This is a genomic window from Lelliottia sp. AC1, assembly GCF_023278595.1.
Taxonomy (GTDB): domain Bacteria; phylum Pseudomonadota; class Gammaproteobacteria; order Enterobacterales; family Enterobacteriaceae; genus Enterobacter; species Enterobacter nimipressuralis.
Window position 1 is genome coordinate 4,043,342 of the sequence record NZ_CP025699.1, and the last position, 13,632, is coordinate 4,056,973.

The following is a 13,632-nucleotide window of genomic DNA, read 5'->3' on the forward strand; positions in this document are numbered from 1 at the left end:
GCGACAGTTATGCTACCCTGTCGCGCACGTTTCTTCTGGCTGGAGAGTTCCCCTCATGCATCTTGATATTGCCTGGCAGGACGTTGATACCGTCCTGCTGGATATGGACGGCACGCTGCTCGATCTCGCATTTGATACCCACTTCTGGCAAAAGCTGGTGCCTGAAACTTATGGCGCGCAGCAGGGCATCACTCCGGCAGAAGCGCAGGATTATATTCGCCAGCAGTATCACGCCGTGCAGCATACGCTAAACTGGTACTGCCTGGATTACTGGAGCGAAAAGCTCGGGCTGGATATCTGCGCCATGACTACCGCCCAGGGGCCAAACGCGGTGCTGCGCGACGATACAGTGCCGTTTCTGGATGCACTAAAAGCGAGCGGCAAGCGACGCATTTTGCTGACCAACGCGCATCCGCACAATCTGGCGGTAAAGCTCGAACATACCGGGTTAGCGTCGCACCTTGATTTATTACTTTCCACCCACACATTTGGTTATCCAAAAGAGGATCAGCGATTGTGGCAGGCCGTGGCGGAAGAGACCGGTTTGCAGCCCGAAAGAACCTTGTTCATTGATGACAGTGAACCGATTCTGGATTCGGCGGCAAAATTTGGTATTCGCTATTGTCTGGGCGTGACGAATCCTGATTCCGGCCTGGCGGATAAAAGCTATCTGCGGCATCCGGCGCTGAACGACTATCGCCGAATGATCCCCTCACTCACCGTGAAGGAGACGCCATGAAAGAAAAACCCTCCGAAGGGGTAAGACTGGATAAGTGGCTATGGGCCGCCCGTTTTTATAAAACGCGCGCGCTGGCCCGTGAAATGGTCGACGGGGGAAAGGTGCACTACAACGGGCAGCGCAGCAAGCCAAGTAAACTTGTCGAACTGAATGCCACCCTGACCCTGCGCCAGGGGAACGATGAACGCACGGTGATCGTCAAAGCCGTTACCGAGCATCGTCGCCCGGCTGCCGAAGCGGTTCTGATGTATGAAGAGACGGCAGAAAGCGTTGAAAAGCGCGAGAAAGTGGCGCTGGCTCGCAAGATGAATGCCCTCACCATGCCGCATCCGGACAGGCGACCGGATAAAAAAGAACGTCGCGATCTGATGAAATTTAAACACGGCGAACACGAGTAATCGCCGTTTAAAGAGAGAAAATTATGTCCCAACACGACCAATTACATCGCTATCTGTTTGAGCAATTTGCCGTTCGCGGCGAGCTGGTGACGGTATCCGAAACCTGGAAACAGATCCTCGAAAACCACAGCTATCCTCAGCCGGTGAAAAACATCCTTGGCGAACTGCTGGTGGCGACCAGCCTGCTGACAGCGACGCTGAAGTTTGCAGGGGATATCACCGTGCAGCTGCAGGGCGACGGCCCGATGACCCTGGCGGTGATCAACGGCAATAACCAGCAGCAGATGCGCGGTGTGGCGCGCGTGCAGGGTGAGGTGCCGGAAGGTGCTGATTTGAAAACGCTGGTCGGCAACGGTTTCCTGGTGATTACCATTACGCCAGAAGAAGGCGAGCGCTATCAGGGTGTGGTGGGTCTGGAAGGTGATACGCTGGCCGCGTGCCTGGAAGATTACTTCCTGCGTTCCGAACAGCTGCCAACGCGCCTGTTTATCCGCACCGGTGAAGTGGACGGTCAACTGGCGGCGGGCGGTATGCTCCTGCAGGTTCTGCCTGCTCAAAATGCGCAGGGCAACGATTTCGAGCATCTGGCGACACTGACCGAAACCATCAAAGCAGAAGAGCTGTTTACGCTGCCTGCGAATGAAGTGCTGTGGCGTCTGTACCACGAAGAAGAGGTGACGCTTTACGATCCGCAGGACGTGGAGTTCAAATGCACCTGTTCCCGTGAACGTTGCGCAGGCGCGCTGCGTACTCTGCCGGATGAAGAGATCGACAGCATCATGGCTGAAGATGGCGAAATCGATATGAACTGTGATTACTGTGGTTCTCACTACGTGTTCAACTCGATGGATATCGCCGAGATCCGCAACAACGCCTCCCCGGCGGATCCGCAGGTTCATTGATGCCCTCCCCCTCACGCCCGGTGAGGGGGAAAACTCCCTTTTAAGCTGAATCGTTTTTCGTAATGTAATCCTTACGTAACTTTCTTACATGTATGCGATTACATTCACATTCTTCCGGTTAAATACTCCATCATTTAACCTTTTGAGAACATTTCCCCCCACAAAAAAGCGAATCCTGCGATAATCCGCCCTGCTTCGTGACAGGAGTCACAGCGTTTTCCGTCAGGAAGGGTTTTGTCCAGATACGTAAATCTATGAGCCCCGTCGCGGTTAACATCCTAAGAAAAACCCTACAATTTCAGGCAGTACATATTGGCTAAGGAGCAGTGACATGCGCGTTAAAGACTTAACCCCGCAAGATCTCAAGGCTTATGGTATCAACGACGTCCAGGAAATCGTCTACAACCCCGATTACGATACGCTGTATCAGGAAGAGCTCAATCCAGCACTGGAAGGATACGAGCGAGGTGTGTTGACGAACACTGGTGCTATCGCCGTGGACACCGGGATTTTTACCGGCCGTTCGCCGAAAGATAAGTATATCGTCCGTGACGACACTACCCGCGATACGCTGTGGTGGGCAGATAAGGGCAAAGGGAAGAACGACAACAAGCCGCTCTCCCAGGAAACCTGGCAGCATCTGAAAGGACTCGTCACGAATCAACTCTCCGGCAAGCGATTGTTTATTGTTGATGCCTTCTGTGGCGCCAATGCCGACACTCGCCTCTCCGTTCGCTTTATCACCGAAGTCGCCTGGCAGGCGCATTTCGTGAAGAACATGTTTATTCGTCCGTCCGATGAAGAGTTACAGGATTTCGAGCCTGATTTCATCGTCATGAACGGCGCGAAATGCACCAACCCGCAGTGGAAAGAGCAGGGCCTGAACTCGGAAAACTTCATTGCCTTCAACCTGACCGAGCGCGTCCAACTGATTGGTGGCACCTGGTACGGTGGCGAAATGAAGAAAGGGATGTTCTCGGTGATGAACTACCTGCTGCCGCTACAGGGCATTGCCTCCATGCACTGCTCCGCTAACGTGGGCGAAGACGGTGACGTGGCCGTGTTCTTTGGTCTCTCCGGGACCGGGAAAACCACCCTCTCCACCGATCCTAAGCGCCGGTTGATTGGCGACGATGAACACGGCTGGGACGACGACGGCGTGTTCAACTTCGAAGGCGGCTGCTACGCCAAAACGATCCGTCTGTCGGCCGAAGCCGAGCCGGACATTTACGGTGCCATCCGCCGCGATGCGCTGCTGGAAAACGTCACCGTGCTCGCCGATGGTACCGTTGATTTTGACGATGCCTCGAAGACCGAAAACACCCGCGTGTCGTATCCGATCTATCACATCGATAACATCGTCAAGCCGGTCTCCAAAGCGGGCCACGCCTCGAAGGTGATCTTCCTGACCGCCGATGCCTTTGGCGTGCTGCCACCGGTCTCTCGTCTGACAGCCAGCCAGACGCAGTATCACTTCCTGTCGGGCTTTACCGCGAAACTGGCGGGCACTGAGCGCGGTGTGACGGAGCCAACCCCAACCTTCTCCGCCTGTTTCGGCGCGGCGTTCCTGTCGCTGCACCCGACGCAGTACGCAGAAGTGCTGGTGAAACGCATGCAGGCTGCAGGCGCGCAGGCTTATCTGGTGAACACCGGCTGGAACGGAACGGGGAAACGTATTTCCATCAAAGATACGCGCGCCATTATCGACGCGATTATCGATGGCTCGCTGGACGATGCGGAAACCTTCACCCTGCCGATGTTCGATCTGGCAATCCCAACGGCGTTGCCGGGCGTGGATACCCATATCCTCGACCCGCGTAATACCTACGGCTCACCGGAACAGTGGCAGGAGAAGGCAGAAGCCCTTGCGAAGCTGTTTATTGAGAACTTTGAGAAGTACACCGATACGCCAGCAGGTGCGGCGTTGGTGAGTGCGGGACCGAAGCTGTAAGAAGCTTAAATAGTGTCGGGTGGCGCTGCGCTCACCCGAACTATAAAGCATGAGAAGGCCGGGTAAGGGTAACGCCACCCGGCTTTTTTTAACTCTCTTTCACCTGCCCCCGCGTCACCGGAACCGGCAGCCACGCGCGGATGCTCAACCCACCCCGTTCGCTGGTACCAATCTCCAGCAGCCCGTTATGGTTATCCACAATACGCTGCACAATCGCCAGCCCTAATCCGGTGCCACTGGTACTGCGCGCGCTGTCGCCGCGTACAAACGGCTGGAACAGATGTTTACGCTGTTCAGGCTTGATCCCCGGACCGTCATCTTCCACCTGGAACCAGGCGCGATTCAGTTCGGAGCCGCTGCTGACTTTGATCCAGCCGTTGCCGTAGCGCGCCGCGTTGACCACCATATTGGCGACCGCGCGCTTGATGGAGAGCGGGTGCATACGCACCTGAATTTCGCCCGGCTGCAGTGCCGTATCGATTTCACGCTCGTAACCACTCTCTGCGGCCACCACTTCGCCCAGCACTCCGTTGAGATCTGCCATCTCCATCGGCATCTCCTGACCGGTACGCAGGTAATCGATGAACTGCTCGATGATGGCGTTACACTCTTCGATATCCTTGTTGATGGACTCCGCGAGATAACCGTCCTCTTCGCCCATCATCTCTGTCGCCAGGCGAATGCGCGTCAGCGGTGTGCGCAGATCGTGACTTACGCCCGCCATCAGCAGCGTACGATCGTCTGCCAGCTGCTTCACCCCTGCCGCCATATGGTTGAACGCGCGCGTCACCGAACGCACCTCAGAAGCACCGTATTCGCGCAGCGGCGGCGGAATAATACCTTTCCCCACCTGCAGGGCCGCATGCTCAAGATCGACCAAGGGTCGGTTTTGTATTCGGATAAACAGCCACGCGCCACCTATCGCCATCAGCATAATCGCCAGGGTGTAGCGGAACAGCGGCGAGAAATCGCCCTGATGGATTTCGGTCAGCGGGACGCGCACCCAGATATTGGGTGACAGCCAGGTTTTCAGCCAGACGACCGGCGAGCTTTTGTTGACCTCAACGCGCACTTCCGTTGGGCCGCCCAGCTGCTGCGCCATCTGCTGGCTTAAGAATTCGTAGTGTTGCGCCCAGCGCAGACCTGCGTCTTCCGCCGCCTCGTTTGAGTACAGCGAAATGCCCAGCTCACGATAAATCTCACGGCGGAACGCCGGAGGCACCACCAGCTGCGTGCCGTCCTCAAGCTGCAGTTTATCGGTCATCAGCATACGGACTTCGTAGGCTAACACCTTATTAAACTGCTGCAGGCTTGGCAGAATCGCGAAGTTCAGCACCACCAGATACGTCGTCACCAGGCTGACGAACAGCAGGGTGACGATCAGTAACAGGGTACGGGCAAACGAGCTGCGCGGTGAAAAGCGCATTCGCTTCATGCCTTAGAACCGTCCGGCACGAAGACGTAGCCCAGACCCCAGACGGTCTGAATATAACGAGGATGCGCAGGATCTTCTTCGACCATACGGCGCAGACGGGAGATCTGTACGTCGATGGAACGCTCCATGGCGGAGTATTCGCGACCGCGTGCCAGGTTCATCAGTTTGTCGCGGGACAGCGGCTCACGCGGATGGCTGACCAGCGCTTTCAGCACCGCAAATTCACCGCTAGTGAGTGGCATCGGCTCATCTTCACGGAACATTTCGCGGGTGCCGAGGTTCAGCTTGAACTTACCGAAGGCAATTACCGCTTCTTCCTGAGACGGTGCGCCCGGCAGTTCGTTCGCCTGACGACGAAGCACAGCACGGATACGCGCCAGCAGCTCACGCGGGTTAAACGGTTTAGGAATGTAGTCGTCGGCGCCAATTTCCAGGCCCACGATACGGTCAACTTCTTCCCCTTTCGCCGTCACCATAATGATCGGCATCGGATTGCTCTGGCTGCGCAGACGACGGCAGATGGAGAGCCCGTCTTCGCCAGGAAGCATTAAATCGAGCACCATCAGGTGGAACGATTCACGGGTAAGCAGGCGATCCATTTGCTCGGCGTTCGCCACGCTTCGAACCTGGAAGCCCTGCTCGGTCAGATAACGCTCCAGCAGCGCACGCAGGCGCATGTCGTCATCCACGACCAGAATTTTATAGTTCTCTTGCATTGTATGTACTCCCAAAGGCCCGGATAGTGTTTCAGTACGTATTCTAAAAAAGTGCACGTCTACGACCAGCTAAATCTGGTATAAATTCTAGTCGAAATTGTTACAAAGCATATTTAACAGGAGCTTATCTGCACATTTCATCACATAAATCATTATTAATCCTGTCTGGTAAGCTATGTGGTACGTAATGTGCGTAATGTCTGTCATTGAGTAGAGTCTTAAAGGTCATCCCATGAAAACGCCGCTGATCACCCGCGAAGGGTACGAAAAACTCAAAAAAGAGATGGATTACCTCTGGCGGGAAGAGCGCCCGGAAGTGACCAAAAAAGTGACCTGGGCAGCCAGTCTTGGCGACCGCAGCGAGAACGCTGACTATCAGTATAATAAAAAACGCCTGCGCGAGATTGATCGCCGGGTACGTTATCTGACTAAATGCCTCGAGAACCTGCGAATCGTGGATTATTCGCCGCAGCAGGAAGGCAAAGTCTTCTTCGGCGCATGGGTGGAGATCGAGAACGATGACGGTGCGACCCGGCGTTTTCGCATTGTCGGCTACGATGAAATTTTTGGTCGTAAGGATTACATCTCAATCGACTCGCCAATGGCCCGCGCGCTGCTGAAAAAGGAAGTCGGCGATTTAGCCGTCGTCCAGACACCTGCCGGGGAAGCCAGCTGGTACGTCAACGAAATTGAGTACGTTAAATAGTCCGAGAGCGCCCTCCACGACTGGCATTTTGCCGTGCCAGTCCGTATAACTATCCCCTGTTTTTCGACAAACCAGATGACAAAGCCATGATGAAAGATTCGCTCTGCCGCATTATTGCGGGTGAACTTCAGGCCAGAGCCGAACAGGTAGAAGCTGCCGTTCGCCTGCTTGATGAAGGGAACACCGTGCCGTTTATTGCACGTTATCGTAAGGAAGTCACCGGCGGTCTGGATGACACGCAGCTGCGCAACCTGGAGACCCGTCTGGGCTACCTGCGTGAGCTGGAAGACCGTCGCCAGGCTATTCTCAAATCCATTGGCGAGCAGGGCAAACTGACCGATGCGCTGGCAGGTGCCATCAACGGCACAATGAGCAAAACCGAGCTGGAAGACCTCTATCTGCCGTACAAACCTAAGCGCCGCACCCGCGGGCAGATTGCGATTGAAGCAGGCCTCGAGCCGCTAGCCGATCTGCTGTGGACGACGCCGTCGCACGATCCCGAAACGGAAGCCGCGAAATTTATCGATGCAGAAAAAGGCGTGGCCGACACCAAAGCCGCCCTTGATGGCGCGCGCTACATTCTGATGGAGCGTTTTGCCGAAGACGCCGCGCTGCTCTCCAAAGTGCGTGATTACCTGTGGAAAAATGCCCACATCGTCTCTACCGTCGTGAGCGGTAAAGAAGAGGAAGGCGCGAAATTCCGCGACTACTTCGATCACCATGAACCGATTTCAACCGCCCCATCGCACCGCGCGCTGGCCATGTTCCGTGGCCGCAACGAAGGCGTGCTGCAACTCTCTCTCAATGCCGATCCGCAGTTCGACGAGCCGCCGAAAGAGAGCTACTGCGAGCAGATTATTATCGACCATCTCGGCCTGCGCCTGAATAACGCCCCGGCAGACAGCTGGCGCAAAGGCGTGGTGAGCTGGACCTGGCGCATCAAAGTGCTGATGCACCTTGAAACCGAACTGATGGGCACCGTGCGCGAGCGCGCAGAAGACGAAGCGATCAATGTTTTTGCCCGTAACTTACATGATCTGCTGATGGCCGCCCCGGCGGGCCTGCGCGCAACGATGGGTCTCGATCCGGGCCTGCGTACCGGCGTGAAAGTGGCCGTCGTCGACGGCACCGGCAAACTGGTCGCGACTGATACCATCTATCCACATACCGGCCAGGCCGCGAAAGCCGCCGTTGTGGTTGCCGCCCTGTGTGAAAAATACAACGTCGAGCTGGTGGCGATTGGTAACGGCACCGCCTCCCGTGAAACCGAACGTTTCTTCCTCGATGTGCAGCAGCAGTTCCCGAAAGTGACCGCGCAGAAGGTGATCGTCAGCGAAGCCGGTGCGTCGGTCTATTCCGCGTCCGAACTGGCGGCGCTCGAGTTCCCGGATCTGGACGTTTCCCTGCGCGGCGCGGTCTCTATCGCCCGTCGACTGCAGGACCCGCTGGCCGAGCTGGTGAAAATCGATCCGAAATCCATCGGCGTGGGCCAGTATCAGCACGACGTCAGCCAGACTCAGCTGGCGCGTCGTCTGGATGCGGTGGTGGAAGACTGCGTGAACGCCGTCGGCGTGGACCTGAATACCGCCTCCGTCGCCCTGCTCACCCGCGTGGCGGGCTTAACCCGCATGATGGCGCAGAACATCGTTGCCTGGCGCGATGAGAACGGCCAGTTCCAGAATCGTCAGCAACTGCTGAAAGTGAGCCGTCTGGGGCCGAAAGCCTTCGAACAGTGCGCGGGCTTCCTGCGTATCAACCACGGCGATAACCCGCTGGACGCCTCTACGGTTCACCCGGAAGCCTATCCGGTCGTGGAGCGTATTCTGGCCGCCACGCAGCAGGCCCTGAAAGATCTGATGGGCAACAGCACCAACCTGCGCGATCTGAAAGCTGTCGATTTCACCGACGACAAATTCGGTGTGCCGACCGTAACCGACATCATCAAAGAGCTGGAAAAACCAGGCCGCGATCCGCGCCCTGAGTTCAAAACGGCGAAATTCGCCGAAGGCGTGGAGACGATGAAGGATCTGCAGCCGGGCATGGTGCTGGAAGGCGCGGTCACCAACGTCACCAACTTTGGTGCCTTTGTCGACATCGGCGTCCATCAGGATGGCCTGGTGCATATCTCGTCGCTGGCGGATAAGTTCGTGGAAGACCCTCACACTGTGGTCAAAGCGGGCGATATCGTGAAGGTGAAAGTGCTGGAAGTGGATATGCAGCGTAAGCGTATCGCGCTCACGATGCGTCTCGACGAGCAGCCAGGCGAAACTAACGCCCGCCGCAGCAACGGAGGTGGTGCGCGTGAGCAATCGCGTCCAAACGCGAAAGCCGCGAAACCTCGCCCTCAGGCGCAGCCTGCCGGTAACAGCGCGATGATGGATGCGCTGGCCGCCGCGATGGGCAAGAAGCGCTAACGTTAAATACATTTGCCCGGCCTGTGTATCCCCTGGCCGGGCAAACACGTTCCCGCCCGGCAATCAGACCCCACAAAGTTAAAATAAATAAGAATGTACTCACTCATTATTTATTAAATATGGAACCGATTGCATATCCATATTTAAACCATCGATTATCACTTAGTTAACAATTTAATTATTCATCCCTGACGCTCCATCTCAATAAATATTGAGCAAGGTCAAACAGTCCTCGATTTACCCCTCATATGAACATCCCGTCACATTTTAAATATTGCTGATAGAAACCATTCTCATTATCATGAACCTGTTGATTATTTAACCTTCGGTAAAAGTGGTCTCTATGCAATTCACACCAGACAGTGCCTGGAAAATTACCGGTTTTGCCCGCGAAATTAGCCCGGCGTATCGTCAAAAACTGCTGTCGTTAGGCATGCTGCCAGGATCATCATTCCAGGTGGTTCGCATTGCACCCTTGGGCGATCCCATTCATATCGAAACCCGTCGCGTCAATCTGGTATTGCGTAAGAAAGACCTCGCCTTATTAGAAGTCGAAGCTTTAGCCCGATAAACCGCCAGCAGTTATACCGAGTCTAAAACAATGAAAAAATTAACCATTGGCTTAATTGGTAATCCTAATTCCGGCAAGACAACCTTATTTAATCAGTTAACGGGTGCGCGTCAGCGTGTCGGTAACTGGGCGGGCGTCACGGTAGAACGTAAAGAAGGCCAGTTTTCAACAATCGATCATCAGGTCACCCTCGTTGACCTGCCTGGCACCTATTCACTCACCACCATTTCGTCCCAGACCTCTCTCGATGAGCAGATTGCCTGTCACTATATTCTGAGCGGCGATGCGGATTTACTGATTAACGTCGTCGATGCTTCCAATCTTGAGCGTAACCTCTACCTGACGCTACAGTTGCTGGAGCTGGGCATTCCGTGCATCGTGGCGCTGAATATGCTCGATATCGCCGAGAAGCAAAAAATTCGCATTGATATCGATGCGCTTTCCGCCCGTCTCGGCTGCCCGGTCATTCCGCTGGTCTCGACCCGTGCGCGCGGGATTGATGCCCTGAAACTGGCGGTCGATCGCCATACGGGCAATACCGATCTGGAGCTGGTTCACTATCCGCAGCCGCTGGTGCGCGAGGCCAGCATTCTGGCCGGCGAGATGAACAACGCGATGCCACAAAAACAGCGCAACTGGCTTGGGCTACAAATGCTGGAAGGCGATATCTATAGCCGGGGCTACGCTGGCGACGCCGCAGAGAGTCTGGAGATGTCGCTGGCACGCCTGAGCGACGAGCTGGACGATCCGGCACTGCATATCGCCGATGCGCGCTATCAAAGTATCGCGGCCATTTGCGAAGTGGTCAGCAATACCCTGACCGCCGAGCCGAGCCGTTTCACCGCAGCGGTGGATAAAATCATTCTGAACCGTTTCCTCGGTTTGCCGATCTTCCTGCTGGTGATGTATGTGATGTTCCTGCTCGCTATCAACATCGGCGGTGCGCTGCAGCCACTGTTCGATGTCGGCTCGGTTGCGATCTTCATTCACGGTCTGCAATGGCTGGGCTACACCCTGCATTTCCCGGAGTGGCTGACGATTTTCCTCGCCCAGGGGCTGGGCGGCGGGATTAACACCGTTCTGCCGCTGGTGCCGCAGATCGGCATGATGTACCTGTTCCTCTCCTTCCTTGAGGATTCCGGCTATATGGCCCGCGCGGCGTTCGTGATGGACCGCCTGATGCAGGCGCTCGGCTTACCGGGCAAATCCTTCGTTCCGCTGATTGTCGGCTTTGGCTGTAACGTGCCGTCGGTGATGGGCGCACGTACTCTGGATGCTCCGCGTGAGCGTCTGATGACCATTATGATGGCGCCGTTTATGTCCTGCGGGGCGCGTCTGGCGATCTTCGCGGTCTTTGCGGCGGCGTTCTTTGGTCAGGAAGGTGCACTGGCGGTCTTCTCCCTCTACCTGCTGGGGATTGTGATGGCGATTCTCACCGGCCTGATGCTCAAGCACACCATCATGCGCGGCGAAGCGTCGCCGTTTGTGATGGAGCTGCCGGTTTACCACGTGCCACATATCAAAAGCCTGTTGATCCAGACCTGGCAGCGCCTGAAAGGCTTCGTTCTGCGCGCCGGTAAAGTGATCGTGATTGTCAGTATTTTCCTGAGCGCGCTGAACAGTTTTACCCTCAGCGGCCAGGCGGCAGATAACATCAACGACTCGGCGCTGGCTTCCGTGAGTCGCGTCATCACCCCGCTGTTCAAGCCAATTGGCGTTCACGAGGATAACTGGCAGGCCACCGTCGGGCTGTTTACCGGTGCGATGGCAAAAGAGGTGGTGGTCGGCACGCTCAACACGCTCTATACGGCGGAAAATATTCAGGAAGAGGAGTTCAACCCGGCTGAGTTCCATCTCGGTGACGAGCTGCTCAGCGCCGTGGACGAAACCTGGCAGAGTCTGAAAGACACCATCAGCCTGAGCGTACTGGCAAACCCTATCGAAGCCAGCAAAGGCGACGGCGAAATGGCCACCGGTGCGATGGGTGTGATGAGCCAGAAATTTGGCAGCCCTTCAGCGGCGTATAGCTATCTGATTTTCGTTCTGCTCTACATTCCATGCATTTCGGTAATGGGAGCCATTGCCCGCGAATCCAGCCGCGGCTGGATGGGCTTCTCGGTCCTCTGGGGGCTGAACATCGCTTACTCGCTGGCAACCGTCTTCTACCAGGCGGCTAACTTCAGCCAGCATCCGCGCTACAGTCTGGTGTGCATTCTGGTGGTGGTGCTGTTCAACGTCGTGCTGATTGGCCTGTTGCGCCGCGCCCGTAGCCGCGTGAACGTCAACCTGCTGGCCACGAATAAAACTGCGGCAAACTGCTGTAACAGCCCTGCGGGCGACTGCCACTAAGAGGTGAGATGATGGCATCGATGATTCAGGTTCGGGATTTACTGGCTCTTCAGGGGCGAATGGAGGCCAGACAGTTGAGCCTTTCCCTGCATACGCCGCAGCCGATGATCGATGCTATGCTCGAACGAATGGAAGCGATGGGTAAAGCCGTGCGGATTCAGGAAGATGCGGATAGTTGTTTAACCGGTAGCTGCAAAAGCTGTCCGGAAGGCAAAGCCTGCTTACGTGAGTGGTGGGCACTGCGCTAATACGATTTGCCGGGCAGCCTATGCCGCCCGGCAACACCGTTATTTATACACTTCCGCCGTTGCATGAACGTTTTTCTCACCTTTGTTCGCGCTGGTCACCACAAAATATGTACCGCCCAGCTCATCGGCTTTTTTCGATAATTCTTTACGTGCATCCATTGGCGCAGTCGTATTTGAGGTCGTAATCTCGCCAATTTTGGTCAGATTCATCTCTTTAACTTTGTCTTTTTCCAGCTCTTTCGCTGCAAATACGCCAAATGACAGAGACCCAATAACCAGTGATGTAACAATTCCCGTAACAAGTTTCATAACCATTACTCTCCATAGGTTTGTAGTTTTGATTATCGTAGGCTCAACTTCCGCAACGATATTTGAAGTATTGTTGCGGTATGAAACTTTTTCCAGGTGGATCAGTAAATAATCAGTTTAAACGCTGACTTAACGCCGTTAGCGCGTCGCAAAACGCCTCGGGGTGCGAGACGAAAGGCGCATGTGCGGCTTTGGCAATGACCTTCGATTCGCTGTTCGGCCATAACGCATCCAGCATCGGCACCACTTTGCGCGGCACCAGGCCATCCAGATAACCGTAGATTCGCAGATGCGGCACTGAAAGCGCGGCCAGCGGTTCACGCAGGTCGACGGTTTTCAGAATTTCCAGCCCACCGTTAAGCACCTCAACCTCCGGCATGGGAAGTGCCAGCACCGCGTTTTTGAGCATTCGCGCATCCTGACGCGCCGTTTCGGTTCCCAGAGTTTGCAGCGCCAGAAAGCGCTCAACCGTCCGCTTGAAATCTTCGCTCAGCTGCTGCTGGAAACCGGCCAACACCTCCGGCTTGATGCCCGGCCACTCATCCCGCGCCGCAAAGCAAGGCGATGATGCGACCGTCACCAGCGCCTGAACGCGCGCCGGGTGCGTCAGGGCGATCTGGCTCGCCACCAGCCCGCCCAGGCTCCAGCCGAGCCAGATAGCTTTTTGCGGCGCGCGTTCCAGAACATGCCGGGCCATCTCATTGAGAGGCATCGCGCCAAACCCGTGGCTGCGGCCAAATCCCGGCAGATCCACCAAATGCAGCGTAAACTGCGAGGCCAGTTCCTCCTGAATGCAATGCCAGACTTCAGCGTTCAGCCCCCATCCGTGCAGCAGCACAAGATCAACATTTCCCGTGCCCGTGGTCTGCCACCAAAGATTGTTCATCGGTTAGG

Annotated in this window: 13 protein-coding genes; 9 read left to right on the plus strand and 4 right to left on the minus strand. The window is 55.8% G+C overall.

Going from position 1 to position 13,632, the window contains the following annotated elements; translation table 11 throughout:
- Positions 1-55 precede the first annotated feature (55 nt).
- The 4 genes from yrfG (at position 56) to pckA (ending at position 3,990) form a co-directional block, all read left to right on the plus strand.
- Positions 56-739, plus strand: a complete 684-nt coding sequence (gene yrfG / locus C0560_RS19300; protein WP_102105332.1) for a GMP/IMP nucleotidase — start codon at positions 56-58, stop codon at positions 737-739.
- Entirely contained in the window at positions 736-1,137 is a 402-nt protein-coding gene (hslR, locus tag C0560_RS19305; RefSeq protein WP_100778599.1) for a ribosome-associated heat shock protein Hsp15, read from the plus strand. Before yrfG ends, hslR begins: the two co-directional genes overlap by 4 nt.
- Positions 1,138-1,160: 23 nt before the next feature.
- Positions 1,161-2,039 carry an Hsp33 family molecular chaperone HslO gene (gene hslO, locus C0560_RS19310; protein ID WP_100778598.1) on the plus strand — a complete coding sequence of 293 codons (879 nt, stop codon included), beginning with the start codon at positions 1,161-1,163 and terminating at the stop codon, positions 2,037-2,039.
- Between the two features lie 331 nt (positions 2,040-2,370).
- On the plus strand, positions 2,371-3,990 hold the full coding sequence (gene pckA, locus C0560_RS19315; RefSeq protein ID WP_123429790.1) for a phosphoenolpyruvate carboxykinase (ATP): 1,620 nt from the start codon (positions 2,371-2,373) through the stop codon (positions 3,988-3,990).
- An 88-nt stretch (positions 3,991-4,078) separates the two neighbouring features.
- Here the strand turns inward: pckA and envZ are convergent, their stop codons facing one another.
- Positions 4,079-5,425: a two-component system sensor histidine kinase EnvZ gene (gene envZ / locus C0560_RS19320; protein ID WP_100778596.1), complete on the minus strand. Its 1,347-nt coding sequence runs from the start codon at positions 5,423-5,425 to the stop codon at positions 4,079-4,081.
- Positions 5,422-6,141, minus strand: a complete 720-nt coding sequence (ompR, locus tag C0560_RS19325) for a two-component system response regulator OmpR (RefSeq protein ID WP_001157751.1) — start codon at positions 6,139-6,141, stop codon at positions 5,422-5,424. Before ompR ends, envZ begins: the two co-directional genes overlap by 4 nt.
- A 232-nt stretch (positions 6,142-6,373) precedes the next feature.
- Between ompR and greB the strand changes: the two genes are divergently transcribed.
- The 5 genes from greB to feoC all read left to right on the plus strand — a co-directional run bounded on the left by greB (position 6,374) and on the right by feoC (position 12,429).
- The gene (gene greB / locus C0560_RS19330; RefSeq protein WP_100778595.1) at positions 6,374-6,847 is read left to right on the plus strand and encodes a transcription elongation factor GreB; all 474 of its coding nucleotides are present in this window, start codon (positions 6,374-6,376) and stop codon (positions 6,845-6,847) included.
- Positions 6,848-6,933: 86 nt separating this feature from the next.
- Positions 6,934-9,261, plus strand: coding sequence for a Tex family protein (locus C0560_RS19335; protein WP_248859258.1), 2,328 nt, complete (start codon positions 6,934-6,936; stop codon positions 9,259-9,261).
- 343 nt (positions 9,262-9,604) lie between these two features.
- Positions 9,605-9,832, plus strand: coding sequence for a ferrous iron transporter A (gene feoA / locus C0560_RS19340; protein WP_100778593.1), 228 nt, complete (start codon positions 9,605-9,607; stop codon positions 9,830-9,832).
- A 30-nt stretch (positions 9,833-9,862) separates the two neighbouring features.
- The gene (feoB, locus tag C0560_RS19345; RefSeq protein WP_248859259.1) at positions 9,863-12,181 is read left to right on the plus strand and encodes a Fe(2+) transporter permease subunit FeoB; all 2,319 of its coding nucleotides are present in this window, start codon (positions 9,863-9,865) and stop codon (positions 12,179-12,181) included.
- Positions 12,182-12,192: 11 nt separating this feature from the next.
- Positions 12,193-12,429, plus strand: coding sequence for a [Fe-S]-dependent transcriptional repressor FeoC (feoC, locus tag C0560_RS19350; RefSeq protein WP_248859260.1), 237 nt, complete (start codon positions 12,193-12,195; stop codon positions 12,427-12,429).
- Positions 12,430-12,468: 39 nt separating this feature from the next.
- Here the strand turns inward: feoC and C0560_RS19355 are convergent, their stop codons facing one another.
- Positions 12,469-12,738 (minus strand): YdgH/BhsA/McbA-like domain containing protein, encoded by a 270-nt coding sequence (locus C0560_RS19355; RefSeq protein ID WP_107704221.1) that lies wholly within the window; start codon positions 12,736-12,738, stop codon positions 12,469-12,471.
- Between the two features lie 112 nt (positions 12,739-12,850).
- Positions 12,851-13,624, minus strand: a complete 774-nt coding sequence (gene bioH, locus C0560_RS19360; RefSeq protein WP_248859261.1) for a pimeloyl-ACP methyl ester esterase BioH — start codon at positions 13,622-13,624, stop codon at positions 12,851-12,853.
- Positions 13,625-13,632: the final 8 nt, after the last annotated feature.

What these genes read in the sequence shown, in the direction of transcription:
- feoC (WP_248859260.1), top strand. Translation starts at nt 12,193, where the DNA reads ATGGCATCGATGATTCAGGTTCGGGATTTACTGGCTCTTCAGGGGCGA.
- feoA (WP_100778593.1), top strand. Translation starts at nt 9,605, where the DNA reads ATGCAATTCACACCAGACAGTGCCTGGAAAATTACCGGTTTTGCCCGC.
- bioH (WP_248859261.1), bottom strand. Translation starts at nt 13,624, where the DNA reads ATGAACAATCTTTGGTGGCAGACCACGGGCACGGGAAATGTTGATCTT.
- hslO (WP_100778598.1), top strand. Translation starts at nt 1,161, where the DNA reads ATGTCCCAACACGACCAATTACATCGCTATCTGTTTGAGCAATTTGCC.
- hslR (WP_100778599.1), top strand. Translation starts at nt 736, where the DNA reads ATGAAAGAAAAACCCTCCGAAGGGGTAAGACTGGATAAGTGGCTATGG.
- feoB (WP_248859259.1), top strand. Translation starts at nt 9,863, where the DNA reads ATGAAAAAATTAACCATTGGCTTAATTGGTAATCCTAATTCCGGCAAG.
- envZ (WP_100778596.1), bottom strand. Translation starts at nt 5,425, where the DNA reads ATGAAGCGAATGCGCTTTTCACCGCGCAGCTCGTTTGCCCGTACCCTG.
- ompR (WP_001157751.1), bottom strand. Translation starts at nt 6,141, where the DNA reads ATGCAAGAGAACTATAAAATTCTGGTCGTGGATGACGACATGCGCCTG.
- C0560_RS19335 (WP_248859258.1), top strand. Translation starts at nt 6,934, where the DNA reads ATGATGAAAGATTCGCTCTGCCGCATTATTGCGGGTGAACTTCAGGCC.
- pckA (WP_123429790.1), top strand. Translation starts at nt 2,371, where the DNA reads ATGCGCGTTAAAGACTTAACCCCGCAAGATCTCAAGGCTTATGGTATC.
- yrfG (WP_102105332.1), top strand. Translation starts at nt 56, where the DNA reads ATGCATCTTGATATTGCCTGGCAGGACGTTGATACCGTCCTGCTGGAT.
- C0560_RS19355 (WP_107704221.1), bottom strand. Translation starts at nt 12,738, where the DNA reads ATGAAACTTGTTACGGGAATTGTTACATCACTGGTTATTGGGTCTCTG.
- greB (WP_100778595.1), top strand. Translation starts at nt 6,374, where the DNA reads ATGAAAACGCCGCTGATCACCCGCGAAGGGTACGAAAAACTCAAAAAA.